Consider the following 23,621-nt stretch of genomic DNA (forward strand, 5'->3'; position numbering starts at 1 on the left):
CGATCAGATCAATCTGATTTTTGCTGCCGTTTCGGGACGACTTGTACGAGGAGAACGCCGCGACCGCACCGGCAGGGGCGACACAAGGCAAATGTCGGGTTGGCGTGGCATGATGCGCGAACCATGCCGGTGCGCGCGTCGTTGCGCGGTGCGCCGCCGGCGGGCAGCGATGCCCGTGCGCGCCGGCCCGGCGCCGCGTGCGTCGTCGGATCCATGCGGCGCGGATTCGCGCCATCCGAGCTGAGCGAGAAAAACATGTCCACAGCGTCACACGCCATCGCGCAGGAATCGAAATTCCGCACCGTGTTCCGGGTCGTCAGCGGCAACTTCCTGGAAATGTACGACTTCATGGTCTACGGCTATTACGCGTCGGCCATCGCGAAAACCTACTTCCCGAGCGGCAACGCATTCGCGTCGCTGATGCTGTCGCTGTCGGTGTTCGGTGCGGGCTTCCTGATGCGGCCGGTCGGCGCAATCGTGCTCGGCGCGTACATCGACCATCACGGCCGCCGCAAGGGGCTGATCCTGACGCTCGGGCTGATGGCGATCGGCACGCTCGCGGTGGCCGCGATACCCGGCTATGCGACGATCGGCGTGCTCGCGCCGGTGCTCGTGCTGCTCGGCCGGCTGCTGCAGGGCTTCTCGGCGGGCGTCGAACTCGGCGGCGTGTCGGTCTACCTGTCGGAGATCGCGACGAAGGGGCACAAGGGGTTCTATACGTCGTGGCAGTCGGGCAGCCAGCAGGTGGCCGTCGTGTTCGCCGCGCTCGTCGGCGTGCTGCTGAACCGCGCACTGCCGGCCGAGGAGATGACCGCGTGGGGCTGGCGCATTCCGTTCCTGATCGGCTGCCTGATCGTGCCGTTCCTGTTCCTGATCCGTCGTTCGCTGAAGGAGACCGACGAGTTCCTCGCGAAGCGTCATCGTCCGACGATGGGCGAGATCATGCGTTCGATGCTCGACAACTGGGGCGTCGTGGTGGCGGGCATGGGGATGGTGATCATGACGACGGTGTCGTTCTACATGATCACCGCCTATACGCCGACGTTCGGCAAGGAAGTGCTGCACCTGTCGTCGCTCGATGCACTCGTCGTGACCGTCTGCGTGGGGATCTCCAATCTCGTGTGGCTGCCGCTGTCCGGTGCGTTGTCCGACCGCGTCGGTCGCCGCCCGGTGCTGATCGCGTTCACGGTGCTGACGCTGCTGACGGCTTACCCGGCCGTGCTGTGGCTCGTCGGCGATCCGTCGTTCCTGCGGCTGCTCGCGGTCGAGCTGTGGCTGTCGTTCCTGTACGCGTCGTACAACGGGGCGATGGTCGTCGCGCTGACCGAAGTGATGCCGGCCGACGTGCGCACGGCGGGTTTCTCGCTGGCATACAGCCTGGCGACGACGATCGGCGGCTTCACGCCCGCGATCTCGACGCTGCTGATTCATCAGACCGGGAACAAGGCGGCGCCGGGGTTGTGGCTGAGCGTTGCCGCGATTTGCGGGCTGATCGCGACACTCGTGCTGTATCGCACGGCCGAGGCGCGCAACCAGTACAAGGCGGCCTGACCGGCAGCGGTATGACGCGCGGCGCCGGCCGTACACCATGCAATGAAAAAGGGAGCGCGGCGCGCTCCCTTTGTTCGTCTGCGTTCAGGCTTCGCGCAGCATGCCGGCGACCGCGGCCGCCACGTCGTGCCATTCGCCCGGCGCGGGCTGGCGGGCGAGCCTGGCCTGCGGATACCACGGGCAGTCGTCGCCGGTGAACCAGCGCCAGTCGGGCGCGAACGGCAGCATCACCCACAGCGGCTTGCCGAGCGCGCCGGCCAGGTGCGCGACCGCCGTATCGATCGTGACGACGCCGTCGAGCCGATCGATCAGCGCGGCCGTGTCGGCAAAGTCGTTCAGCCGGCCGTCGAGCCGATGCACGCGCGGATGCGCGTCGACGCGCGCGCGTTCGTCGTCGTCGAGTGCGGGCTGCAGCACGATCCAGTCGATGTCCGGCAGCGCGAGCAGCGGTGCGAGCGCGTCGAACGGCATCGAACGGTTTTCCTGCGCCTGCCGGCGCCCTGACCACGCGAGGCCGAACTTGCGCTTCGACTGCCCGCCGAGCGAGCCGCGAAAGCGCCGGCCGGCGCCGTCGGGCGCGTCGAGGTAGCGCGAGCCCGCGACGATGTCCTCCTTCGTCTGAAGCCCGAGCAGGAACGGCAGGCTCATCAGCGTGCACGCGACATCCGCGGCAGGCGGTCTTGCCGCGCCCTGTGCGACGAGCGTCACGCGCCAGCGCGTCGCGGCCGGCGCCAGCAGCGTAACCAGTTCCGGCTGGACTTCGAGCACGACGCGCGCGCAGCGTGCGCGGGCGAGCGGCACGAAGCGGACGAACTGCAGCGTGTCGCCGAAGCCCTGTTCCGCGCGGATCAGCAGCGTGCGCGACGCGATCGGCTCGCCTTGCCAGCGCGGCAGCGTGCCGAGCGGCGTCGCGCCGGGCGTGTCGTGGCGCGCTTCGTAGGCGGGCAGGCCGCGCGTGAAGTTGCCGAGCGTCAGCAGCGTGACCGCGCGGTGCAGCCGTGCCAGCGTGAGATCGGGCGCGACGCGCAGTGCCTGGTCGAAGGCGCGCAGCGCCATCTCGTGCGCACCGAGCGCGTGATGTGCGTTGCCGAGATTCAGCCAGGCCAGGCTGAACGATGGATCGAGACCGACGGCACGCTCATAGTAGGGCAGCGCGTCGCGGTGGCGGGCCTGCGCGCTCAGTGCGTTCGCGAGCCCGAACAGCGCGAGCGGAAACGGCGGATGCAGCGCGAGCGCGGCTTCGAACGCGGCGGTCGCCTCCGCATGCCGGCCGACCGCATCGTATGTGTTGCCGAGATTGAAATGGGCGGCGACGAAGCGCGGCTGCGCGGCGATCGCGGCCTGGAAGTGCGCGATTGCGTCGTCGGCGCGGCCCATCGCGTTCAGCGCCATCGCGAGGTTGTTGTGCGCTCCCGCATGCCCGGGCCGCAACTCGAGCGCGCGACGGAACGCGGCGAGCGCGTCGTCGTGGCGGCCGAGCGCGTTCAGCGCGTTGCCGAGATTGTTGTGGATCGATGCATCGTCGGGCGTGAGCCGCAGCGCGCGGCCGAATGCATCGATCGCATCGTCGTGGCGCTGCAGCGCCGCATACGCGTTGCCGAGGTTGTAGTGCGCGAGCGGAAATTCGGGCGCGAGCGTCAGCGCGTTGCGAAAGCGGTCGACTGCTTCGTCGAGCCGGCCGAGCGCCTTCAGCGCGTTGCCGAGATTGAGCTGCAGCGCGGCATCGCCTGGCCGCAGCGCGACGGCGCGGCCGACGAGATCGGCCGCCTCGGCGTGCTGGCCCTGCTGGTGCCGCAGCACGCCGAACAGATGCAGCGCGTCGGCGTCGGCGGGATTGGAGGCGAGCGCGTTGCGATAGCCGTGCTCGGCCTCGGCGAGGCGGCCCGCGCGGTGTGCGGCATACGCCCGGTCGAATGCGGAATCCATAACGCGAAAACTGGCGGAAAGCGCGTATTTTCCCACACCGCGCGATGGTGCCGCGCGTCGGCCGATCGGCATATGGCCCCGTCACGCGGAGCGGCGTAGACTTGCAGGGTCGCGTGTCATCGAGGTTCTCATGGCTGACACACTGCCCGATATCCCGCCCGTGCTGATCGTCGGCGCGGGGCCGACCGGCCTTGCCGCGGCGATGAGCCTCGCGCGAGCCCGCGTGCCGGTGCGCATCATCGATCGGCTCGCTGCGCCCGCGCCGTATTCGCGCGCGATCGGCATCCAGGCGCGCACGCTCGAACTGCTGGAGCAGCATCGCGCGGTCGAGCCGTTTCTCGCGCTCGGTCATCGTGCCCATGCGGCCGAGTTGCATGCCGACGGCCGCGTGATCGCACGGCTCGATTTCGATCCGTTGCAAACGCGCTATCCGTACTTGCTGTTTCTCGACCAGACCGTCACCGAGCGCCTGCTTGCCGAACATCTGGCCCGGCTCGGCGTGACGGTCGAGCGCGGCGCGACGCTGACCGCGTGCGATGCGGACGGTGCATCGCTCGACGTGTCGATTCGCTGCGCCGACGGCCGCGACGAATCGTTCGCGCCGTCGTACCTGATCGCCGCCGACGGCGCGCACAGCACGGTCAGGCATCTGCTCGGCCTGGGCTTCGCCGGGCATGCGTTCGAGCAGACCTTCCTGCTTGCCGATTTCGCGGCGATACCCGACTGGCCGGACGAAGAGATCCACCTGTTCACGACATCCGAAGGCATCGCCGGCCTGTTTCCGATGGGCGGCGGCCGTTACCGGCTCGTGGCCGACCGGCCGCCCGGCGGCGACGCGTCGCCCGATGCGCCGACCCCGTCGCTTGCGGAATGCGACGCGATCGTGCGTGCCCGTGCCGGCGCGTCGATCTCGCCGAGCGATCTCGCGTGGTCGGCGTATTTTCATCTGCACAGCCGGATGGTCGACCGGTTGCGTCACGGCCGCGTGTTCTTCGCGGGCGACGCCGCGCACGTCCACAGCCCGGCCGGCGCGCAGGGCATGAACACCGGCATCCAGGAGGCGTTCAATCTTGGCTGGAAGCTCGCGCGCGTGCTCGGCGCGGGCACGCCCGAGCGGCTGCTCGACACGTATCACGCGGAGCGTCATCCGATCGAGCGCGACGTGTTGCGGCAGACCGGTTTCGTCACGCAGATCGTCGAAGCCGAGCGTGGCGCGATGAAGCTGCTGCGCGATCACGTCGTGCCGGTGCTGGCGTCGTTCGGGCCGATGCGCGACGCGGTGCGGCGCACGGTCAGCGAGCTCGGCGTGCAGTACCGGAAGAGTCCGCTGACGCTCGAGCGCGTGCTCGATGGCGGGCCGCGCGCAGGCGAGCGGGCACCCGACGCGCGCGTGCGGGTGCTCGACGGGCCGCTCGGTCAGGCGCCCGGAACGGCGCGGCTATACGACCTGCACGATCCGGCGAGCTTCACGTTGCTGTTGCTGGAAGAGCCGGAGAATGCCGACACCGGCGCGGTGCCGCCGATGCCGACCGATGCGCAGGCGCTCGTGCAGGGGCTCGAGCGGATCATGCCGGATGCGGTGCGCGTCTGGCGCGTCACCGATGCCGAAGGCGGCGATGCCGGGCTCGCGCAGGAATACGGCCGCTCGCGGCCGTCGTTCTACCTGCTGCGGCCGGATGGTTACGTCGCCGTGCGCGGGCGCACGGCGACCGATGCGAACGCGCTGCTGCGCCACTGCGAAAGCTGGTTCGCGGGCCTGTCGCGGTCCGCGTAGCGGCGCCGTCAGGCGCTCGCCGTGGCGGGTACGAGCGACGCGCGGTGCACGGCGATCGCGTCGCGCACGATCGGTGCCGCACGTTGTCCGGCCTCGCTCGACGGATCGTCGAGCGCCGCGAGAAACGCGCGGCGCATCCGCGGCTCCCAGAAGCGCCGGATATGGTCGGCGATCCCGGTCAGCGCTTCGTCTCGATCGGGCATCGATTCGAAGAATGCGCCGATCTGGTTGGCCATGTCGATCAGGTGTCCGTTGTCCATCGCTTCCTCACTTGCCTGTCGTCACGCCGGCGGTCGCGGCGGCGCGGCGCTCGAGCAGGTCGAGCTGCTCCGCGTTGAAGCGCGCATACGCTTGCTGCCAGTCGGACGGCTGCGCGACGGGCAGCACCTGCACGGCCGTCACCTTGTACTCGGGGCAGTTCGTCGCCCAGTCCGAGCTGTCCGTCGTGATCACGTTCGCGCCCGATTCCGGGAAGTGGAACGTCGTATAAACGACACCCGGTTGCATGCGTTCGGTCACGAGCGCGCGCAGCACCGTCTGCCCCGCACGCGATTCGATGCCGACCCAGTCGCCGCTGCGGATACCGCGATCCTGCGCGTCGTGCGGATGGATCTCGAGGCGATCCTCTTCGTGCCACCGCACGTTCTCGGTGCGGCGCGTCTGCGCGCCGACGTTGTACTGCGACAGGATGCGGCCCGTCGTCAGGATCAGCGGATAGCGCTGCGTGACCTTCTCCGGCGACGCGATGAACTGCGTGATCACGAACTTGCCCTTGCCGCGCACGAATGCGTCGATGTGCATCGTCGGCGTGCCTTCCGGCGCGTGCTCGTTGCACGGCCACTGAATGCTGCCGAGCGTGTCGAGCTTCGCGTAGGACACACCCGAGAAGGTCGGCGTGAGCCGCGCGATCTCGTCCATGATTTCCGACGGATGCGCATAGTCCATCTCGTAGCCGAGCGCGCGCGACAGCATCAGCGTGACTTCCCAGTCCGCGTAGCCCGCGAGCGGCGGCATCACCTTGCGCACGCGCGAGATGCGGCGCTCCGCGTTCGTGAACGTGCCGTCCTTCTCGAGGAACGACGAGCCGGGCAGCAGCACGTGCGCGTATTTCGCGGTCTCGTTCAGGAAGATGTCCTGCACGACGATGCATTCCATTGCCGACAGCGCGGCCGCGACGTGCTGCGTATTCGGGTCCGACTGGACGATGTCCTCGCCCTGGCAGTAAAGCCCCTTGAAGCTGCCGTCGAGCGCCGCGTCGAACATGTTCGGGATGCGCAGCCCCGGTTCCGGTTGCAGCTTCGCCGACCACGCCGCTTCGAACTGCGTGCGCACGACTTCGTCGCCGATGTGCCGGTAGCCGGGCAGTTCGTGCGGGAACGAGCCCATGTCGCACGAGCCCTGCACGTTGTTCTGGCCGCGCAGCGGATTGACGCCGACGCCTTCGCGGCCGATGTTGCCGGTCGCCATCGCGAGGTTCGCGATGCCCATCACCGTCGTCGAGCCCTGTGCGTGTTCGGTGACGCCCAAGCCGTAATAGATCGCGGCATTGCCGCCCGTCGCATAGAGGCGCGCGGCTTCGCGTACCAGCTCGGCCGGCACGCCCGTCACGTCGGCGCTCGCCTCGGGCGAGTTGTCGGCTCGCGAGACGAACTCGCGCCATTGCTCGAATGCGCGCGTGTCGCAGCGCTCGGCGACAAATGCGTCGGCGACGAGCCCTTCGGTGACGATCACGTGCGCGAGCGCGTTGACGATCGCGACGTTGGTGCCGGGGCGCAGTTGCAGGTGGTGCGTGGCCTTTACATGCGGGCCGTCGACGACGTCGATGCGGCGCGGGTCGATCACGATCAGCTTCGCGCCTTCACGTACGCGCCGCTTCAGCCGCGAGCCGAACACCGGGTGGCCGTCGGTCGGGTTCGCGCCCATCACGACGATCACGTCGGCCTGGCCGACCGATGCAAACGTCTGCGTGCCGGCCGATTCGCCGAGCGTCGTCTTGAGGCCATAGCCCGTCGGCGAGTGGCACACGCGTGCGCAGGTGTCGACGTTGTTGTTGCCGAACGCGGCGCGCACCAGCTTCTGCACGAGGTAGGTTTCCTCGTTCGTGCAGCGCGACGACGTGATGCCGCCGATGGAATCGCGGCCGTACTTGTCCTGCAGCTTGCGGAATTGCGTTGCCGCGTAGGTGAGCGCTTCGTCCCAGCTGACTTCGCGCCACGGGTCGGTGATCTTCTCGCGGATCATCGGCTTCGTGATGCGGTCCTTGTGCGTCGCATAGCCCCACGCGAAGCGACCCTTCACGCATGCGTGGCCTTCGTTCGCGAGGCCGTTCTTGTGCGGCGTCATGCGCACGACCTGCGTGCCTTTCATCTCGGCCTTGAACGAGCAGCCGACGCCGCAGTATGCGCAGGTCGTGACGACCGAGTGTTCGGCCTGCCCGAGTTGCACGACGGATTTTTCCTGCAGCGTGGCGGTCGGGCAGGCGGCGACGCACGCGCCGCACGACACGCATTCCGACGCCATGAACGATTCGCTTTCGCCGGCTGCGACGCGCGATTCGAAGCCGCGTGCGGCGATCGTCAGCGCGAACGTGCCCTGCGTTTCCTCGCAGGCGCGCACGCAGCGGTTGCAGACGATGCACTTCGACGGGTCGTACGTGAAGTACGGATTCGATTCGTCCTTCTTGTCGCGCAGGTGATTCGCGCCGTCGAAGCCGTAACGCACCTCACGCAGCCCGACCACACCGGCCATGTCCTGCAGCTCGCAGTCGCCGTTGGCGGGGCAGGTGAGGCAGTCGAGCGGGTGGTCGGAGATGTACAGCTCCATCACGTTGCGCCGCAGCGACTGCAGCCGGTCCGACTGCGTGCGCACCTTCATGCCCGCTTCCGCAGGTGTCGTGCACGACGCCGGATAACCGCGCCGGCCTTCGATTTCGACGAGGCACAGACGGCACGAGCCGAACGGTTCGAGCGAATCGGTCGCGCAGAGCTTCGGGACGTTGACGCCGGCTTCGATCGCCGCACGCATCACCGACGTGCCGGCCGGCACCGTGACCGGCTGGCCATCGATTTCGAGCGTGACGTCGGTATCGGCATGCCGTTGCGGCGTGCCGTAGTCGGTATCGTCGAACGGATCGAGGGCACGCGCCTGCGCAGCGCTCTTGCACGCGCATTGGCCCGAGCCGCAGCCGCCTTGGCGGACATTGTTCGTGTCGAGGGACATGCAGGGCTCCTTCTGGGTCAGGCCGCAGCCTTGACCGGACCCGACGCGGCAGGTTTGCCGGCAGCGAGCCCGAAATCTTCGGGGAAATGGTCGAGCGCGGACAGCACCGGGTAGGGTGTCATGCCGCCCATGGCGCACAGCGAACCGGCCAGCATCGTGTCGCACAGGTCGCGCAGCAGCGTGACCTGCCGCTCCGACGTATCGCCGTGGCGAATGCGTGCGATCGTCTCGACGCCGCGCGTCGAACCGATCCGGCACGGCGTGCACTTGCCGCACGACTCGATCGCGCAGAACTTCATCGCGTATTCGGCCAGCTCGGCGAGGTTCGATGAGTCGTCGTGCAGCACGATGCCGCCGTGGCCGACCACCGCGCCAATCGCCGTATACGCTTCGTAGTCGAGCGGCACGTCCCACTGGTGGTCGGGCAGGTAGGTGCCGAGCGGGCCGCCCACCTGCGCGGCACGTGCGGGCCGCCCGCTGGCCGTGCCGCCGCCGAAGTCGAACAGCAGCTCGCGCAGCGTGACCCCGAACGCGAGTTCGACGAGGCCGCCGTGGCGGATGTTGCCGGCTAGCTGGAACGGCAGCGTGCCGCGCGAGCGGCCCATCCCGTAGTCGCGATAGAACGCGGCGCCGCGCGCGAAGATCACGGGCGCCGTTGCAAGCGTGATCACGTTGTTGATGACGGTCGGCTGGCCGTACAGGCCGGCGAGCGCGGGCAGCGGCGGTTTCGCACGCACGACGCCGCGCTTGCCTTCGAGTGATTCGAGCAGCGCCGTTTCCTCGCCGCACACGTACGAGCCCGCGCCTTTCGCGACGTGCAGCTCGAACGCGTGCGCGGAGCCGAGCACGTGCTCGCCGAGCCAGCCGGCTTCGCGTGCACGGACGATCGCGGCTTCGAGCGTGGCGATCGCGTGCGGGTATTCGCTGCGCACGTAGATGTAGCCGACCGTCGCGCCGGTCGCGACGCCCGCGATGATCATTCCTTCGATCAGGCAGTACGGATCGCATTCCATGAGCAGGCGGTCGGAGAACGTGCCCGAATCGCCTTCGTCCGCATTGCAGACGATGTACTTCTGCGTGGCGCGTGCTTGCCGGACCGTGCGCCACTTGATGCCTGCGGGGAACGCTGCACCGCCGCGGCCGCGCAGCCCTGATTCGATCAATGTTTCGCACGCGGCATCGCCGCCGAGCGCGAGCGCGTTCTTCAGGCCGGCGAGGCCTTCGTATCGCAGGTAGTCGTCGATCGACAGCGGGTCGGTCAGGCCGATCCGGGCGAACGTGAGGCGTTGCTGGCGCGCGAGATAGGGCAGTGCGTCGACGAGGCCGACGCCGCTCGGATGCGTGCCGCCTTCGAGCCAGTTTGCGTCGAACAGGGCCGGGACGTCGGCGGCCGACAGGTTCGCATAGCCGACGCGGCCGGCGGCCGTGCCGACCTCGACGAGCGGCTCGAGCCACAGCAGCCCGCGCGAACCGTTGCGGACCAGTTCGACGGCGATGCCGCGGCGTTCGGCTTCCGCCTCGATCGCGGCGGCGAGCGCGTCGGCGCTGAGCGCCAGCGCGGACGAATCGCGCGGGACGTAGAGGCGGGTCGTCATGCGGCCTCCGGGGTGCGGGCGACCGCGTCGGCAAGCAGCGCGTCGAATTTCTCCGGCGTGACCTTGGCATGCAGCACACCGTTGACCGTCAGCGACGGCGACTGCGCACACAGTCCGAGGCAGTAGACCGATTCGAGTGCGACGTCACCGGGCGCATGCGCATCGGCGGCATCGTCGTGCGCCGCGTCGAACCGGCAACCCGTGCGGGCTTCCGCATGCGCGGCCAGCGCTTCGCAGCCCATGCTGCGGCACGCTTCGGCGCGGCACATCTGGATCGTCACGCGGGCGGGCGGCGCGGTGCGGAAGTGGTGGTAGTAAGTCAGGACACCGTGCACTTCCGCGCGCGACAGGTTGAGAGCGCGGGCGAGCGGCGCGACGCAGCCTGGCGGCACGTAACCCGCGTCGTCCTGGATCGCGTGCAGGATCGCCACGAGCGACCGGCCGGCGCGCGCATGGCGCTCGACGAGCGCGTCGGGCGCTTGGGAATTCGGGGACATCAGTTGTGCTCCTCCAAAGTCTCATATGCGCTCGAGATTCATATAGTGCGCATCGCGACTTCGTTCTGATTGATTTCGCCCAACGATAAGCGGAAGATTTGGTGGTCGCAATAGGAAATCGGAGTGCATAATTGATTCGCATCGAATGCGACGCGTATCTGACCGTACGCGACACGGAAGGCCGTGCGGCCAGCCTGTCGGATGTCGCGCCGTTGCTCGAACTCGTGGCCGACACGGGCAGCATTGCGCAGGCCGCGCAAGCGAAAGGGCTGTCTTATCGGCACGCGTGGGGCATGCTGCGTGCGCTCGAGGCGTGCATCGGCGGGGAACTGATCGAAACCGCGCGCGGCAAGGGCTCGACGCTGTCGGCGCTCGGGCAGGCCGTCGTCGATGCGCAGCGCCTCGCGCGCAGCCGGCTCGACGGGAACCTGCGCACGCTGGCCGCCGAAGTGGCGAGCGACCTGAACCGGCGGCTCGCGCAGCGCGACGGCGCCGTGCGTATCCATGCGTCGCACGGCTACGCGGTCGCGACGCTCGTCTCCGCGCTGGTCGACGCGCAGGCGGCTGTCGACATCAAGTATCGCGAGAGCGTCGAGGCCGTGCAGGCGCTTGCCCGCGGCGAGTGCGACCTGGCCGGCTTCCATCTGCCGCGCGGCGCGTTTCGCGCGCAGTGCGCGCAGATCTACCGGCCGTGGCTCGACGATACGCGCCATGTGCTGATCCACCTGACACGGCGCCAGCAGGGGCTGTTCATTCCGCGCGGCAATCCGAAGCAGGTTCGCGGGCTCGCGGATCTCGCGCGCAATGACATCCGCTTCGTCAACCGCCAGCCGGGGTCGGGCACGCGCATGCTGCTGGATCTCGCGCTGCGAGCGATCGGCATCGATCCCGAGCGCATCGACGGCTACGCGTCGGCCGAGCTCACGCATTCGGCGATCGCGGCGTTCGTCGCGAGCGGGATGGCCGATCTCGGCTTCGGCGTCGAGCCGGCCGCCCATCATTTCGGGCTCGATTTCATCCCGGTCGTCGACGAAGACTATTACTTCGCATGTGAGCGCGCGCGGCTCGACGCGCGGCCGCTTGCCGGCGTGCTGGCGCTGCTGCGCGATGCGCGCTTCGTCGAGCGCGTCGCGCATCTCGACGGCTACGATCCGGCTGCATGTGGAACGCTGACGAGCATCGCGTCGGGGCTGGCCGGCGGCGACGGCGCGAGCGTGCCGGCGGGCAATGCCCGGTAACGCGGATGCAATCGAACCGCGATGCAGCAGCAGGGGATTTGCGCTACGCTTGCCGCTTGACCAACGTTCCAACAAGTACGCCGTTCAAGCGTCATCCCGCCATGAAATTTTCCGTTCCCCTCACCGCGGCAGTGTTGACCGCGGGGCTGCTGGCCGCTGTTTCGCCGTTTGCGCTCGCGCAGAATTCGCCCGGTGTGCCCGGCGGTATCCTGAGCGAACAGTTTCGCCTGAACGAGCATCCGCAGATGCCGTTCGCGGCGTCCGCGCCGTCGCAGAAATACCAGAGCGGCAAGAAGTCGACCTTGCGCCGCAAGGGTGACCTGGGGGATCCCAACGGCTGCAATCTGAAGTGTCCGATGGATAGCCGGTAACCTGGCTGACGGGCGCGTTCGCAGCACCGATTCGACTGGCGGGTGTTGCGCGCGCGTGCCGATCTGGCTGTGTGATTGGTGGCGGCAGGCGTCCCGTGCGATTCCGATTTTGTCCGAGCCCCGCGAAGCGTTGCCGCTTCGCGGGGCTTTTGCTTTCCGTCGAATCGTCATGCGATTCGATACCGGGTGATTTAGGGTTAACCCGTAATTCAGGAAGGATGTCTTCCAGAAACCTGCCTTATTCTTAAGCATCCGCCTACATAAACTTCGGATTGTCAGCGATGAACAAGGTGTTCACCGCGAACACAGACAAATCTGGAGGTAGGTCATCATGAAATCGCTCGTTCAAGCTGTTGTCGTTGCTGCCGCTCTCGTCGCCCCGGTCGTGTCGTTCGCCCAGTCGGGCTCGACGATCACTCGCGCGCAGGTTCGTGCCGAACTGGTCCAGTTGCAGCAGGCTGGTTACAACTCCGCTCGCGGTGAAGATCCGCACTACCCGGAAGCGATCCAGGCTGCCACGGCGCGTGTTGCAGAGCAGCAGCGCGCTGCGCTGGCGCAAGCACAAGGCGCCGACGCCAGCGGTTACGGCGCACAGGCACAGGGCGCATCGGCATCGGGTTCGCGTGCGATGGGCGTGCGTCCGGCCACCGCTGAAGAAATGAAGTCGCTGTATCGCGGCAGCTAAACCGCGTATTGCCCGGTGTGCGTGAATGCCGGGTGCGACGACGCGTCGCGCCTGGAGCCGCAGCACCCGGGCGGGCCGCTGCCCGGCGCGATCGATGAGCGCGCGGGCACGGCAGGCTATCCGTCACCTCCTGTCGCCGGAAGTCCGGTGGCATTCCGCCCGGCCCACCCGTGGCTGGGTGCTTTTTCGGAAGGAGAGGGCGAGTGCGTTTCGCCGGCAACAAAAAACCCCGCAGACTTGCGTCATGCGGGGTTCGTGCGGCGAGCGCGGAATTTGGTGGGGCGGCGTCACTCGAATTGTGGCGTGAAAGCCACGACAGTAAAGGGGCAAGCGCATTTCGAAAGAAAAGTTGCCCCCAAAGTTGCCCCCGGAGTTGCCCCGCTACCCCCTGTATTAGTCGCTCGACACGCATGCGCGACGATCGAGCGCTCTTGATTTCCACTTCGTCACCTCCTTGGATCGAAATTCCGACAACGTGTGGGAGGTGCAACGATGAACTCGCTCAGATTCAAGCAGGTTGCCGCGAAGGTGGGGCTCGGCCAGTCGACGCTTTACCGCATGATCGCGGCCGGTACGTTCCCAAAGCCGTTCGAGCTCGTACCAGGGCGCACTGCATGGCTCGAGGATGACGTCGAAGCATGGTTGGCCGCGCGGGCCGGCCGACAACCATCGCCGCCGGCTGCTCCGGCGGCCTCCGACGCCATGGCACGACCAGTTGACGGGGAGAGCCTCGACGGACTGGCGCGCCGGATCGCGATGTGCCTGACGCCGCACGCACTCTGGGATCTGGCCGAGCTGGCTGTCTACCTACACCGCAGCGAGCAGCACACGCGGCAGTGGATCATCACGCAGGACGGTTTCCCGCGGCCGATTCGCATCCCGTCAGGCAAAAGCGCAACCGAGCGCGCTCGGCCGCTCTGGCGCGCGAAAGACGTGATCGCCTGGGCCGAGTCCCACATCGAGGCATGATCGATTGCAGCCGCCGACGTTCTTGACGCGCCCGGTGCGATGGGACTACGCTATAGGCGTCGCTGAAACAACAGCGGCCGGGTTTGGCGACCTGACATGCAAAAGGCGCAATGAAGCCGCGCCGTCGTTCGACCCGCGGCTTTTCTATTTGCGCTGCCTTCGCACGCCTTCTATGGGCGGGCCTGGGTGGGGAGACCTTCGGGTCTGCCGGTTTCCTTTTGCACCGGTTCGCCAACCCCGCCCAGTGCCCGCTCACCCCGTTTGGCGACGGGAGCGGGCATCAACCCGCAAAAGGAGGTCGCACCATGCGCCAAGCCCTCGCTCGTCCCGAGCAGCTGCAATCCCCTCTCGAAATCATTCGCGCCGCCCTGCGCGCCGCCGCGCTCGCGCCGACCTATCAGGATGCGCTCGACACCACCGGCGACGCGCTGCGCCGCCTGGCCGAACTCGCCCGCACGGAGGTGTCGTGATGAGCGGCGAAAACTTCCTCGACTCCCGGTTCCCGATCTTCAGCCCACGCGTGTCCGAAGCTGCTGCCGACGGCACCCTCGTGAAGGCTGGTCCGCTGCTGAACAGCCTTGAGCGGACATTCGTCATAGTTCGTGGGCTCGAGCAGATTTTCGCGATCGCGCGAGGGAACATCGTTCAGGAGCACATATACCGCAACTCCGAAGGGGATGGGTCTGTAGAGCGTCCCTTGAGTTCCACGAGCGTGGAGGCCCTGCTTGCAATGGGAGTGGCCGTATCTCAGTCGCTCGTGAAGGACATCGAAGACCTGTCGGACTGGGCGGAAAAATATGCGTTGCCGGAGGGGCGCGCGTAAGCGTTGTCTCAGCGCAAACGGCGCCTCGTTCTGAGAGGTACCGGTGCCAGCAGGTTGAACGCATGCGCAGAATGAGTTGCCGGCGAGGTATTCCGTGGCTTCACATCGGCTCAAATGGCCGGCGGCCGGCATGTTACGACTCTCGAATGGAGGTTTTCATGAGCAGCGCCGTTCCTAAGCTGTACCGCATTTCCGATGTGATGGTTCAACTGAGCGTATCGCGGGCAACGATCTATCGCATGGTCGCAGCAGGCAAGCTGCGGCTCGTGAAGGTCGGCACTCAGGGCAGCCGGATCACTGCCGAAAGCATCGACGCAGTCCTGTCGCGGAATTCGTCTGAGACGATAGGCGATTGATCCGCTTTGGCATAATCGTTTCACCGCGCCTAGCTCGACGGGGCGAAAACCGGGCTCCCTTACCCGGCCGGCGCGGCTCCTCTCAAGGGGCTTTGCGTGAGGGCGCAATGGGCGCGGACAGTGGGCGTGATCAGCTCTCGCTCTGGATCGATGCGGCGCGTGATGGCGATATAGAGGCCGCGCGCCGACTCGTCGATGAGTTTTGTGCGACGGTGCGACAGAATCGAGTGAACGGCGAGCCTGGGGGTGCCCCCATCGTTCCATACACCGCGCTTGACGAGCGGCTGCTCGACTTTCTCGTCGAGAGCTTTCGAGGTGACAGTGGCGTCGTGCTCCGGGCCGCTGTTCAAGGACGGCGCGGCCGGCCTGCATCCAGCGAAGCGCGCGAAGAATCCCTTGCACGCGGTCAGCACGTTCACGAGCTACTGAGAATTGCGAAGCGCGTCCCCGCGTTGCTGCGACCTCTTGACGCCCCTTTCACGGTTGAGAGGGCAATTCAGTGGGTGGCCGAAGGGAGGACCCTGGAAAAGGTCGCCTGGACCGAGCGCTATGCCCCGAAATTTGCACCGAAGAGCGCTGACGCCGTCAAGAAAGGCTATCAGGCATGGCTCTTGGCGAAAGCCGGATCCGCCGCGGATCGGCGCGCATTTGGCCGTCGGCCGCAAATTGAAGAAGACACCCCACTCACATACGCATACTGGCTGACGAGGTTTCCAAAATATGGGCTGATGCGTGAACTTGAATTTACAAAGGGGCCGGCCGCGAATCGGCAATGGCTTGAGTTGTATCAAGAGCGCGAAGTGTGGATACAAGAACAAATCGAGCGCGAGAGGCAAGAACGAAGGGTTTGACATGCCGGGCGGTCGGCAACGGATGCTGAATAGCGCTTCGCGGTCCACTCCGCACGGTATTTAATTCGCAATTTCATACCGTGACCGTCGTTTCGGCGGTCGACATCATGGCTCCCAAGTGCCGGTTTTGTCCGGCACTCCCGACAGGAGCCGAGAATGTCCGATCAGCAGCCCAATCCGCAGACGCTGATGCGTCGCAAGCAAGTCGAAGTCGAAACGACCCTGGCGCGCAGCACGATCTACGATCGTATGAAGGCGGGCACCTTCCCCAAGGCGATCCGCATCGGCGCCCGCAGCATCGTCTGGCGGCGCGCAGACATCGACGCATGGCTGGCTGACCCGGCCGGCTACCGTGTTCCCGAAAACGCGTGAGGTGCGCCATGACGGCAAACCTTGCGACCCGCGCGCGCCGCGTTGGTGCGATCCAGTTGCGAAGCTGGTCGACGCGCGCCTCCATTCGATCTGCGGCCGCGCTCGGGCGATCTGTTGACGATCATGCACGCGAGCTCCGTATCGACGCGCTCGGGCGGCTGATGCGCGCCGCCGGCACGCGCGTCCTGCGCGCTCGCTGCAGCTATCTCATGCGTCTGGAAATCCGGCACCGTAGCGCGGTGCAGATCCGGCGCATGGAAGATGCGATGGGGCTGCCGGTATGACCCGCCCATCGTTCCAGTTTTACCCGGGCGACTGGCAGGCGAACAGCAACCTGAGGCGCTGCACACACGCTGAGAAGGGCGTGTGGATCGACGTGATGTGCCTACTGCACGACTCGGAGGAATACGGCGTTCTGCGCTGGCCGCTCAAGGAGATCGCACAGGCGATCGGCGCGCCGCTCGTGACGCTCAGGGCCATCGTCAGCAAGGGCGTGTTGAAGGGCGCCGACAACGGGCAGCCGTGTACCGCGTGCATCTACGTGCCGCGCTCCGGCCGCCGTGACGGCGAGCCGGTGACGTTGGTTGCCGAGCAGGAAGGGCCGATCTGGTACTCGTCGCGGATGGTCAAGGACGAGTACGTGCGTTCGGTTCGTGGCGAGTCGTCGCGATTTCAGACCGACGACAGCGTATCGAAGGGTGCACCAAAGCCCCCCTTGGGTGATAGCACCAAAGCTTCACCAAAGCCCCCCTTAGGTGACGGCTCTTCATCTTCATCTTCATCTTCAATAAAAACCATATCGTCACCTCGCGGTGACACGGCATCGCTCAACGGCTCCTCCGAGTTCGATCGCTTTTGGGATGTATGGCCGTCGACGGGCCGGAAGGTCGCAAAGGCCAAATGCCGGCAGAAATGGCGCTTGGCCTGTCTGGATGCCATCGCCGAGCAGGTAATCGGACACGTGGTGGCGATGAAAGCGACGCGGCAATGGCTGGACGGCTACGAGCCTGCGCCTCTGACATACCTCAATCAACGTCGCTGGGAAGACGAGTTGCCGCTTGGTGCTGGCGCGGCAAACGGCCAAGCCTTCGACCCTTGGGCGCCCGTGTCATGAGCCATCGCTATCCCTCCAACGGTGCCGCGCTCGTGTCCATGCGCCGAGCCGGCCGAGTGCCGGAGCTGCCGGTCCTCGTGACGCTTGCCGGGCCGCTGCGATTCGACAACGTGACTCTCTCGGCGGCCGCTGGCCAGCCCTTCGACTGGCGTCCTGTTGCCGCGCTCGATGTCGAGGTATTCGCGTCGGCGGATGTGTCATGGAGCGACCTGCTGCGCACGCTCGCCGACATCGCGGCCGCGGTACCCGACACGCTGGTGCTCACGTTCCGCGAAGGTCCGCGCGTGCACTGCGGCGAGCGGCGCAAGGTGCCTGGCGAGGACTTCGCGCTCTTCGACTGGTTCCCGATGGCGATAGCGCCGATGTGCTGGCCGGCCTCGCATACGTTGGCGCGCCGCCTATTCGATGCCCTGGACGACATGCTGCCGAATCCCTACGACCACGCGTGTGAGCTCGTCGCGCAGCTCGCCGCGGAAAACCACCTGAACACTTTGGAGATGACCTGATGGCTCGAACTATTCCCGATTCGATCGACTGGAACGCCTACGTCAATGACGCGGACGACGGTCGTGCCGATGTGCGCCCGGCATCTGAATTTATGGATGACGTTATCAGGATGTTCCACGGCACGGAGGAGGTGGCAGGCGACCCGTCGCCGTGGCCCTCGGTGGGCGACAACCTCAAGTTCCGCTCAGGCGAAGTAACGCTCTGGGCTGGCGTGAACGGACACGGCAAGTCCGGCGCGCTCGGCTACGTCATGTTGGATGCGATGGCGCTGGGTCGCCGCGCATGTATCGCATCACTCGAAATGCCAATGCAGGCAACCATGAGTCGGATGTGCACGCAGTCGGCCGGCGGCGCATCGCCATCCATCGACTACATCACGAAGTTCCATCGCTGGACCGACGCGCGCCTCTGGCTGTACGGGCATCGCGGTGCGATGACGAGGGACCGCATGGTTGCGGTCACGCGGTACTGCCGGAAGGAGTTGGGCGTTGACCACATGGTCATCGACAGTCTCATGAAGTGCGGCATGGCGCCGGACGATTACGCCGGGCAGGCGCGCTTCGTCGATTCGCTTTGCGTGTTGGCTCGAGATACCGGCGTGCACATCCATCTCGTGCATCACATTCGCAAGGGCGACACCGAGAAATCTGCGCCGGACAAGTTCGATATCAAGGGCGCGGGTGAAATCACCGATCTCGTCGACAACGTGCTGATCGTCCATCGCAACAAGCATAAGGAAAACAGCGTTCAGGCGGCGCGTCAGCTTCAGGACGAGGCGAAACGAGCCGCGAAGATTGAAGAGCTGCGTCGCGTTCCCGACGTGCTCCTGCTCTGCGAGAAGCAGCGTCACTTTGCTTGGGAGGGGCCGACGCGACTTTGGTTCGATAAAGCGAGCCAGCAGCTCAGAGATGACCCAAACGCGCCGGGCCGGTATCTGGATCTCGCTTCCGGTGCATGGAAGCACGAGTGGAAGCGGTAATGGCTCCGGTCGGTGAGGCTGAATTTAGCAGGGGGAAAGCAGGGCAATGACCCAGTTCAAGAAGGGGCAGAGCGGCAATCCGGCCGGCAAGCCGAAGGGCGCACGCGACAAGCGCACTGCGCTGCGTGAGTTGCTCCAGCCGCACGCTGCCGACCTGGTGGCGAAAGCAGTCGAGCTCGCCAAGGCGGGCGATACGACCGCGCTGCGCATCTGCATCGATCGCTGCATTCCGGCAATCAAGGCGAAGGATGCGCCGGTCGATCTACCCGAGCTGACTGGCTCGCTCGCCGAGCAGGGGGCGGCGGTCATGCACGCGATGGCGCGCGGACGGATCACGCCGGACGAAGCGAGCGCAGTGATGCAGGTCATCGCCGCGCAGGCACGAATCATCGAAGTGGACGAGCTCGAGAAACGGCTCGCAATCTTGGAGGGCAAGGACGATGGCAACCATCAATCTCAAAGCACGCATTAGACGCCTCGAGCGTGCCGCACGCGGACTCGGTGTAGGGAGCGGCATCGAGACCTTGGTCGTGCGGATCCGCCGTTTGTCGGCCGCTGGCGGTGCCTTCACGGGAATCAGCGCTAACGGCGAGTTCTTCCCATGCGCACCCGATGAGGCAATCGCCGAAACCGAGCGGCGTGCCGTCGATCTCGTCAGCCTGCAGCGCCGGCCGGTCGAATCGCGCCGACAGGTGGTTCTCCTGCGCATGACGCCTGTCGAGGAGCTTCCGGAATGAGCGAGACCATGAGCAAGCCGGATCCAGCATTGATTGCGGGCAACGCAGAGGCATCCCCGCCCGTACCTGTCGAAGACTCGCTGATGCCGGCTCTCAGCCCGGCCGCGGCGCTCTCGCTGTTTCGATATGGGGAGCAGTCGCCGTATTGGGCCGCGGACATCGATGAGATGCGACAGAAGCTGCTCGCCTCGGGTTCAGTCGGCGCGCTTCCCCGCATGGAGTTCCTGGTCAATGCTGCGCGCGAGGAGATCGACCGAGCGATGGCGGCGTGCCGGCGGCCGTGCCTGCAGTTTTCCGGTGGCAAGGATTCGCTCGCCTGCCTGTATCTGCTACGTCCGTACTGGGATCGGTTGACGGTTATATGGTCGAGCCGCAACGATGCGTATCCCGAGGCGCGTGAGCTGTTCGAGGACGTTCGCGGGAAGGTGTGTGACGTCGTTGAGGTCGGCGGCGATGAGCAGTGGCGTGCAGCGTCCGCTAACACATGGCCGGCGGATTGTGTCCCAGCGCGCGCGACATGGTTCGGCCGAATGGTCGAGCCGACCGACGATGGGTTCGGACTTGTAAATCGCTACGACTGCTGTCTCGCGAATGTCTGGCAGCCGATGGCTGCTGCCGTCGCTGCTGGTGGTTTCGACCTGGTGATCCGCGGTCAGCGCGACGATGAAGCCAAGCGCGTGCCGTTCGCATCAGGTGCTGCCGACGGCAATGGTTGTGTCTACTTACTCTCGATCAGGGGATGGACGAAAAGTGACGTGCTGAAGTATCTGCGGGGGCACGGTGTGGAGATCCCCCGGCAATACGAGTACGGCATGGGATCGCTCGATTGTTTGCACTGTACCGCCTACCTGGATGAAAACGGCGGGAAGCTTCGCTACCTCCGCGACTTCCACCCCAAGGTGGCCGTGGAATACGAGCGGCGTCTGCGGTTGATCCACGGCGAGCAAGTTCGGCAGATGCGGCTGACCAAGATCGCGCTCGGAGAGCTAGATTCCTTCGACGGCGAGGGAGAGAGCGATTGAGGGCCCGCAAGAACCCGCCGCCGTTCACCCTCGAGAACGTACTGCGCGACTTGGTGCCCGGCCGCGTCTACTCTGCCGAGGCGATCTCCCTCAAGTTTGGGGTTCCCGCCGATGCGGTGCGGCCGGCGATGCTCGGCGCGATCGTGCTCGGCAAGGTCAGAGAGCGGCCGCGGCGGCGCGGCTTTCGTGTGGGCTACTGGATCCCCGAATGCGAGCCGCCGAGCATCGCCGGCCGCCGTATTGGGTCGCTGGGGCGCCTGCACGGCATCAGCGAGCTGACGGGCTATACCGACTCGCTCCTGCGGTTCCGCGACCTCTGCATGGCGATTCCGCGGTTCCGAGCCTGATCGCGTGGCGGTCGCGCTTCGTCGCGCGCCGCCGGGAACGGGTACCCTGTCGTTCGGCAGTTTGTGATCGCGTAAGCGCGCATGGAGAGTGAATTGAAACTGGACGAGCACAGCAACCTGCTTGGGAAATTGCATGGCAATCTCAGCAGCCTGGAGGCCACGCTACGGTTCTTTCTTTCGCAAGATGCTCGTGCACACGCCGCGCCGCATCAAGGTGACTGGAACCGTGGCGTTGGTGAAGAGGTGGACGAGACTCCAATGACGGATTGGCGCTCCCTCGGGCAACTGATCGATGACTTCAATGCGATCTCCGGACGCCGAGACCTAGGTGTGGAGATTGATCGCGGGATCGTTGCGATTCGAGATGCGTTCGCACATGGGCGAATCATGCGGCATGAGGGTGACGCGGACATGCGATTGGTGAAGTTCTCGCGCCCCGTGAGAGGTCGCGTTAAGGTCGAGTTCAACCAGCTCCTCACGGCCAAGTGGATGGACGAACAGAGGCAGCGGGTCCGGGACGCAATATTTTCAGTGGTGAACGCAATCGAAGCGATTGGGGGAACGGTCGGCCAGCCGTTCGACGATAGCTAACCGCTCACGCTTCTCCGAATCCGCCGATTACCCAGCCTAGCGCCCAGACCCCAGCCGCGGGCACGCCGAAAAAGAGCGCGCCGGCCACGCCTGCGGGTCCGTAAATCCACGCAGATGCGGCGAAGGCGAAGAGGACGTATCCGACGACCTTCAGGACTGCGCCGAGGCGCGTGAACCCATTCGATGCTCTCATGTGTTGCCTCCCCGTGTGGTATTCGATGACGGCGCGTCGGCGCGATGACCGCCACTATGCGCGTGTGCGCGCGCGAGGCGCAGTTCGCGGACGCTGCGCCGATCAGCCTGCCGCTGCTCCGATCGGGATGATCTGCGCGCCGGCCTTGAGCCGGTCGAGGTAGTCCGCCCACTTCTGCATCATTTCGCGGCGCTGCTGCAGGTGGGCAGTGCGGTTGTATGCGCGCCCAAGCGGATCCTTGACGGTATGTGCGAGCTGGGCTTCGATGATCGGCGCGGGCACGCCCAACACTTCGTCGAGGATCGTGCGCGCCATCGCGCGGAAGCCGTGCCCGGTCATGGTGTCGCCGTCGTAGCCGAGACGCCGCAGCGCTGCGTTCACCGTATTGTCGGACATCGGGCGGTCCTTCGTGCGCACGCTGGGGAACAGCAAGCGCCCATTGCCAGTGAGCGGCTGCAGCTCGCGCAGGATGGCGACGGCTTGCGTCGGTAGCGGAACGATATGCGCGCCGCCGGCCGCCTTGCCTTGCTTCGTGCGCTTCATCCGATCGCTGGGAATCTCCCATGTGCTGGCCTCGAGGTCGAATTCAACCCACTCGGCGGCGCGCAGCTCGCCGGGCCGCTGGAACAGCAGCGGCGCAAGACGCAGTGCGCACGAAACGGGGAGGGTGCCTTGATAGCCGTCGATCGCGCGCAGCAGCTCGGCGACCTGTTTCGGGTCCGTGATGGCTGCCATGTGCTCCTGCTGCACCGGCGGCAGCGCGCCGCGAAGGTCGGCGGTCACATCGCGGGCGGCGCGGCCGGTCGCGACCGCATAACGGCACACCTGGCCAACGTTCGCATGTAACCGATGGGCCGTTTCGAGCGCGCCGCGCTTCTCGACCCGGCGCAGTACGTCGAGCACGTCGGGCGGCGCGAGCTCGGCAATCGGTTTGCCGCCGATCCACGGGAATGCATCGACCTCAAGCCGGCGGAGCAGGCGGGCGCCGTGGCTGGCGGACCAGCTCGATGCGTACTTCGCATGCCATTCCCGGGCGACCGCCTCGAACGAGTTTTCAGTGCTCAACCGTGCGGCTCGCTTCTCGGCCTTCTTGGCCTCTCCGGGATCGGCGCCAGCCTCCAGCAGCGCACGCGCCTTGTCGCGCCGCTCCCGAGCCTCTTTCAGGGGCACATCAGGGTAGACGCCCAGCGAAATCCGCTTTTCCTTGCCCCCAAAGCGGTACTTGAGTCGCCACCACTTGCCCCCGCTGGGGGCAACTTCCAGATACAGGCCACCGCCGTCGAACAGGCGCACGGGCTTGTATGCTGGTTTGGCGTTCTTGATCGCGGTATCGGTTAGGGGCATGGGGCACCTCGATGGGGGCAACAGCTGGCGGGCGAACCCCGCATGCCCCCAATCTTGCCCCCACTTGCCCCCGGCTGTCTACGGACGAATCCGGATCAATTCGGAATAAAAAAACCCGCGAAGCCTTGAGCTATCGCGGGTTTCTGTACTTCCTCGGAACATCACGGAAGAGAATTTGGTGGAGGCGGCGGGAATCGAACCCGCGTCCAGAAGCGCTCCACGACTAGTTCTACATGTTTAGTTCAGTCATTTGATTTAACCGCAGCGACGCGGACGAACACGCTGCACTACGGCGATTCGCTAGGTTTTCGACCCTGGCGTCGCGACGCCGACAGGGCTTAACTGACGTAAATGACCTCTGGCGGTATTGCTACCGGTCTTGCGACACTAGCCCGTCAGTGAACTAGGCAGAGGACGGCGGCCCTTAGGCTGCCAGTGCGAACGTATCGTCGTTTGCAGTTACGATTTTCCCATTGATTAACGAGGTGACGGGTCCTCGACATGCCCTAGCCGCTTCACAACCCCTGTCGAAACCAGGTCGCCCCCGCGGATAAGATCAA

26 protein-coding genes and 1 other RNA gene are annotated in these 23,621 nt (G+C 66.1%); 20 read left to right on the plus strand and 7 right to left on the minus strand.

Annotation, left to right across the window (positions count from 1 at the left end):
- Window positions 1–255: 255 nt before the first annotated feature.
- Window positions 256–1,551: an MFS transporter gene (locus CFB39_RS05130; protein WP_089473224.1), complete on the plus strand. Its 1,296-nt coding sequence runs from the start codon at window positions 256–258 to the stop codon at window positions 1,549–1,551.
- Between the two features lie 84 nt (window positions 1,552–1,635).
- Here CFB39_RS05130 and CFB39_RS05135 read toward each other — a convergent pair whose 3' ends face one another.
- Window positions 1,636–3,549: a tetratricopeptide repeat protein gene (locus tag CFB39_RS05135; protein ID WP_089472353.1), complete on the minus strand. Its 1,914-nt coding sequence runs from the start codon at window positions 3,547–3,549 to the stop codon at window positions 1,636–1,638.
- A gap of 58 nt (window positions 3,550–3,607) precedes the next feature.
- Here CFB39_RS05135 and CFB39_RS05140 point away from each other — a divergent pair, with 58 nt between their 5' ends.
- Window positions 3,608–5,251 (plus strand): FAD-dependent monooxygenase, encoded by a 1,644-nt coding sequence (locus tag CFB39_RS05140; RefSeq protein ID WP_089472354.1) that lies wholly within the window; start codon window positions 3,608–3,610, stop codon window positions 5,249–5,251.
- A gap of 8 nt (window positions 5,252–5,259) precedes the next feature.
- Here the strand turns inward: CFB39_RS05140 and CFB39_RS05145 are convergent, their stop codons facing one another.
- From CFB39_RS05145 to CFB39_RS05160, 4 genes are read right to left on the minus strand one after another with little or no spacing between them, the layout of a single operon-like run.
- Window positions 5,260–5,511 (minus strand): formate dehydrogenase subunit delta, encoded by a 252-nt coding sequence (locus tag CFB39_RS05145; RefSeq protein ID WP_089424772.1) that lies wholly within the window; start codon window positions 5,509–5,511, stop codon window positions 5,260–5,262.
- A 7-nt stretch (window positions 5,512–5,518) separates the two neighbouring features.
- A complete protein-coding gene (fdhF, locus tag CFB39_RS05150; RefSeq protein WP_089472355.1) occupies window positions 5,519–8,470 on the minus strand; it encodes a formate dehydrogenase subunit alpha in 2,952 nt (983 codons plus the stop codon).
- 17 nt (window positions 8,471–8,487) lie between these two features.
- Complete coding sequence (locus CFB39_RS05155; RefSeq protein ID WP_089472356.1) at window positions 8,488–10,065, minus strand: NADH-ubiquinone oxidoreductase-F iron-sulfur binding region domain-containing protein; 1,578 nt, start codon at window positions 10,063–10,065, stop codon at window positions 8,488–8,490.
- Complete coding sequence (locus CFB39_RS05160; protein ID WP_089472357.1) at window positions 10,062–10,562, minus strand: NAD(P)H-dependent oxidoreductase subunit E; 501 nt, start codon at window positions 10,560–10,562, stop codon at window positions 10,062–10,064. Before CFB39_RS05160 ends, CFB39_RS05155 begins: the two co-directional genes overlap by 4 nt.
- 131 nt (window positions 10,563–10,693) lie before the next feature.
- Here CFB39_RS05160 and CFB39_RS05165 point away from each other — a divergent pair, with 131 nt between their 5' ends.
- From CFB39_RS05165 to CFB39_RS05250, 18 genes are all read left to right on the plus strand, one after another.
- Window positions 10,694–11,800, plus strand: a complete 1,107-nt coding sequence (locus CFB39_RS05165) for a substrate-binding domain-containing protein (protein ID WP_089472358.1) — start codon at window positions 10,694–10,696, stop codon at window positions 11,798–11,800.
- 101 nt (window positions 11,801–11,901) lie between these two features.
- Window positions 11,902–12,171, plus strand: coding sequence for a hypothetical protein (locus CFB39_RS05170; protein ID WP_089472359.1), 270 nt, complete (start codon window positions 11,902–11,904; stop codon window positions 12,169–12,171).
- Between the two features lie 331 nt (window positions 12,172–12,502).
- Complete coding sequence (locus CFB39_RS05175) at window positions 12,503–12,856, plus strand: DUF4148 domain-containing protein (protein ID WP_069247423.1); 354 nt, start codon at window positions 12,503–12,505, stop codon at window positions 12,854–12,856.
- A gap of 492 nt (window positions 12,857–13,348) precedes the next feature.
- Entirely contained in the window at window positions 13,349–13,825 is a 477-nt protein-coding gene (locus tag CFB39_RS05180; RefSeq protein WP_089472360.1) for an AlpA family transcriptional regulator, read from the plus strand.
- Between the two features lie 305 nt (window positions 13,826–14,130).
- Window positions 14,131–14,295: a hypothetical protein gene (locus tag CFB39_RS40120; protein WP_179257645.1), complete on the plus strand. Its 165-nt coding sequence runs from the start codon at window positions 14,131–14,133 to the stop codon at window positions 14,293–14,295.
- Entirely contained in the window at window positions 14,295–14,648 is a 354-nt protein-coding gene (locus tag CFB39_RS05190; protein WP_089472361.1) for a hypothetical protein, read from the plus strand. Before CFB39_RS40120 ends, CFB39_RS05190 begins: the two co-directional genes overlap by 1 nt.
- 158 nt (window positions 14,649–14,806) lie before the next feature.
- Window positions 14,807–15,004 carry an AlpA family transcriptional regulator gene (locus CFB39_RS05195; protein ID WP_089473225.1) on the plus strand — a complete coding sequence of 66 codons (198 nt, stop codon included), beginning with the start codon at window positions 14,807–14,809 and terminating at the stop codon, window positions 15,002–15,004.
- 107 nt (window positions 15,005–15,111) lie between these two features.
- The gene (locus tag CFB39_RS39215) at window positions 15,112–15,855 is read left to right on the plus strand and encodes a hypothetical protein (RefSeq protein ID WP_144030232.1); all 744 of its coding nucleotides are present in this window, start codon (window positions 15,112–15,114) and stop codon (window positions 15,853–15,855) included.
- Window positions 15,856–16,011: 156 nt separating this feature from the next.
- Complete coding sequence (locus CFB39_RS05205) at window positions 16,012–16,227, plus strand: AlpA family transcriptional regulator (RefSeq protein WP_089472363.1); 216 nt, start codon at window positions 16,012–16,014, stop codon at window positions 16,225–16,227.
- An 8-nt stretch (window positions 16,228–16,235) separates the two neighbouring features.
- Complete coding sequence (locus CFB39_RS05210; protein WP_089472364.1) at window positions 16,236–16,511, plus strand: hypothetical protein; 276 nt, start codon at window positions 16,236–16,238, stop codon at window positions 16,509–16,511.
- Complete coding sequence (locus CFB39_RS40710; protein WP_256991357.1) at window positions 16,508–17,341, plus strand: hypothetical protein; 834 nt, start codon at window positions 16,508–16,510, stop codon at window positions 17,339–17,341. The genes CFB39_RS05210 and CFB39_RS40710 overlap by 4 nt, the downstream gene beginning before the upstream one ends.
- The gene (locus CFB39_RS05220; RefSeq protein WP_089472365.1) at window positions 17,338–17,847 is read left to right on the plus strand and encodes a histidine ammonia-lyase; all 510 of its coding nucleotides are present in this window, start codon (window positions 17,338–17,340) and stop codon (window positions 17,845–17,847) included. Before CFB39_RS40710 ends, CFB39_RS05220 begins: the two co-directional genes overlap by 4 nt.
- Entirely contained in the window at window positions 17,847–18,827 is a 981-nt protein-coding gene (locus CFB39_RS05225) for an AAA family ATPase (protein ID WP_089472366.1), read from the plus strand. Before CFB39_RS05220 ends, CFB39_RS05225 begins: the two co-directional genes overlap by 1 nt.
- Window positions 18,828–18,873: 46 nt before the next feature.
- Window positions 18,874–19,299: a DUF5681 domain-containing protein gene (locus tag CFB39_RS05230; RefSeq protein WP_089472367.1), complete on the plus strand. Its 426-nt coding sequence runs from the start codon at window positions 18,874–18,876 to the stop codon at window positions 19,297–19,299.
- On the plus strand, window positions 19,268–19,564 hold the full coding sequence (locus tag CFB39_RS05235) for a hypothetical protein (RefSeq protein WP_144030233.1): 297 nt from the start codon (window positions 19,268–19,270) through the stop codon (window positions 19,562–19,564). The genes CFB39_RS05230 and CFB39_RS05235 overlap by 32 nt, the downstream gene beginning before the upstream one ends.
- On the plus strand, window positions 19,561–20,586 hold the full coding sequence (locus CFB39_RS05240; protein WP_089472369.1) for a phosphoadenosine phosphosulfate reductase family protein: 1,026 nt from the start codon (window positions 19,561–19,563) through the stop codon (window positions 20,584–20,586). The genes CFB39_RS05235 and CFB39_RS05240 overlap by 4 nt, the downstream gene beginning before the upstream one ends.
- Entirely contained in the window at window positions 20,583–20,933 is a 351-nt protein-coding gene (locus CFB39_RS05245) for a hypothetical protein (protein WP_089472370.1), read from the plus strand. The genes CFB39_RS05240 and CFB39_RS05245 overlap by 4 nt, the downstream gene beginning before the upstream one ends.
- A 93-nt stretch (window positions 20,934–21,026) precedes the next feature.
- Window positions 21,027–21,524: a hypothetical protein gene (locus CFB39_RS05250; protein ID WP_144030234.1), complete on the plus strand. Its 498-nt coding sequence runs from the start codon at window positions 21,027–21,029 to the stop codon at window positions 21,522–21,524.
- Window positions 21,525–21,819: 295 nt separating this feature from the next.
- Here CFB39_RS05250 and CFB39_RS05260 read toward each other — a convergent pair whose 3' ends face one another.
- Window positions 21,820–23,061 carry an integrase arm-type DNA-binding domain-containing protein gene (locus CFB39_RS05260; RefSeq protein ID WP_089472373.1) on the minus strand — a complete coding sequence of 414 codons (1,242 nt, stop codon included), beginning with the start codon at window positions 23,059–23,061 and terminating at the stop codon, window positions 21,820–21,822.
- Between the two features lie 176 nt (window positions 23,062–23,237).
- Window positions 23,238–23,607: a transfer-messenger RNA gene (gene ssrA, locus CFB39_RS05265) on the minus strand.
- Window positions 23,608–23,621: the final 14 nt, after the last annotated feature.

The sequence above is a fragment of the Burkholderia sp. AU6039 genome, from assembly GCF_002223365.1.
Lineage (GTDB): Bacteria > Pseudomonadota > Gammaproteobacteria > Burkholderiales > Burkholderiaceae > Burkholderia.

Coding starts and splice junctions, on each gene's coding strand:
- CFB39_RS05130 (WP_089473224.1), top strand. CDS start 256: ATGTCCACAGCGTCACACGCCATCGCGCAGGAATCGAAATTCCGCACC.
- CFB39_RS05135 (WP_089472353.1), bottom strand. CDS start 3,549: ATGCCGATCGGCCGACGCGCGGCACCATCGCGCGGTGTGGGAAAATAC.
- CFB39_RS05140 (WP_089472354.1), top strand. CDS start 3,608: ATGGCTGACACACTGCCCGATATCCCGCCCGTGCTGATCGTCGGCGCG.
- CFB39_RS05145 (WP_089424772.1), bottom strand. CDS start 5,511: ATGGACAACGGACACCTGATCGACATGGCCAACCAGATCGGCGCATTC.
- fdhF (WP_089472355.1), bottom strand. CDS start 8,470: ATGTCCCTCGACACGAACAATGTCCGCCAAGGCGGCTGCGGCTCGGGC.
- CFB39_RS05155 (WP_089472356.1), bottom strand. CDS start 10,065: ATGACGACCCGCCTCTACGTCCCGCGCGATTCGTCCGCGCTGGCGCTC.
- CFB39_RS05160 (WP_089472357.1), bottom strand. CDS start 10,562: ATGTCCCCGAATTCCCAAGCGCCCGACGCGCTCGTCGAGCGCCATGCG.
- CFB39_RS05170 (WP_089472359.1), top strand. CDS start 11,902: ATGAAATTTTCCGTTCCCCTCACCGCGGCAGTGTTGACCGCGGGGCTG.
- CFB39_RS05175 (WP_069247423.1), top strand. CDS start 12,503: ATGAAATCGCTCGTTCAAGCTGTTGTCGTTGCTGCCGCTCTCGTCGCC.
- CFB39_RS05180 (WP_089472360.1), top strand. CDS start 13,349: ATGAACTCGCTCAGATTCAAGCAGGTTGCCGCGAAGGTGGGGCTCGGC.
- CFB39_RS40120 (WP_179257645.1), top strand. CDS start 14,131: ATGCGCCAAGCCCTCGCTCGTCCCGAGCAGCTGCAATCCCCTCTCGAA.
- CFB39_RS05190 (WP_089472361.1), top strand. CDS start 14,295: ATGAGCGGCGAAAACTTCCTCGACTCCCGGTTCCCGATCTTCAGCCCA.
- CFB39_RS05195 (WP_089473225.1), top strand. CDS start 14,807: ATGAGCAGCGCCGTTCCTAAGCTGTACCGCATTTCCGATGTGATGGTT.
- CFB39_RS39215 (WP_144030232.1), top strand. CDS start 15,112: ATGGGCGCGGACAGTGGGCGTGATCAGCTCTCGCTCTGGATCGATGCG.
- CFB39_RS05205 (WP_089472363.1), top strand. CDS start 16,012: ATGTCCGATCAGCAGCCCAATCCGCAGACGCTGATGCGTCGCAAGCAA.
- CFB39_RS05210 (WP_089472364.1), top strand. CDS start 16,236: ATGACGGCAAACCTTGCGACCCGCGCGCGCCGCGTTGGTGCGATCCAG.
- CFB39_RS40710 (WP_256991357.1), top strand. CDS start 16,508: ATGACCCGCCCATCGTTCCAGTTTTACCCGGGCGACTGGCAGGCGAAC.
- CFB39_RS05220 (WP_089472365.1), top strand. CDS start 17,338: ATGAGCCATCGCTATCCCTCCAACGGTGCCGCGCTCGTGTCCATGCGC.
- CFB39_RS05225 (WP_089472366.1), top strand. CDS start 17,847: ATGGCTCGAACTATTCCCGATTCGATCGACTGGAACGCCTACGTCAAT.
- CFB39_RS05230 (WP_089472367.1), top strand. CDS start 18,874: ATGACCCAGTTCAAGAAGGGGCAGAGCGGCAATCCGGCCGGCAAGCCG.
- CFB39_RS05235 (WP_144030233.1), top strand. CDS start 19,268: ATGGCAACCATCAATCTCAAAGCACGCATTAGACGCCTCGAGCGTGCC.
- CFB39_RS05240 (WP_089472369.1), top strand. CDS start 19,561: ATGAGCGAGACCATGAGCAAGCCGGATCCAGCATTGATTGCGGGCAAC.
- CFB39_RS05260 (WP_089472373.1), bottom strand. CDS start 23,061: ATGCCCCTAACCGATACCGCGATCAAGAACGCCAAACCAGCATACAAG.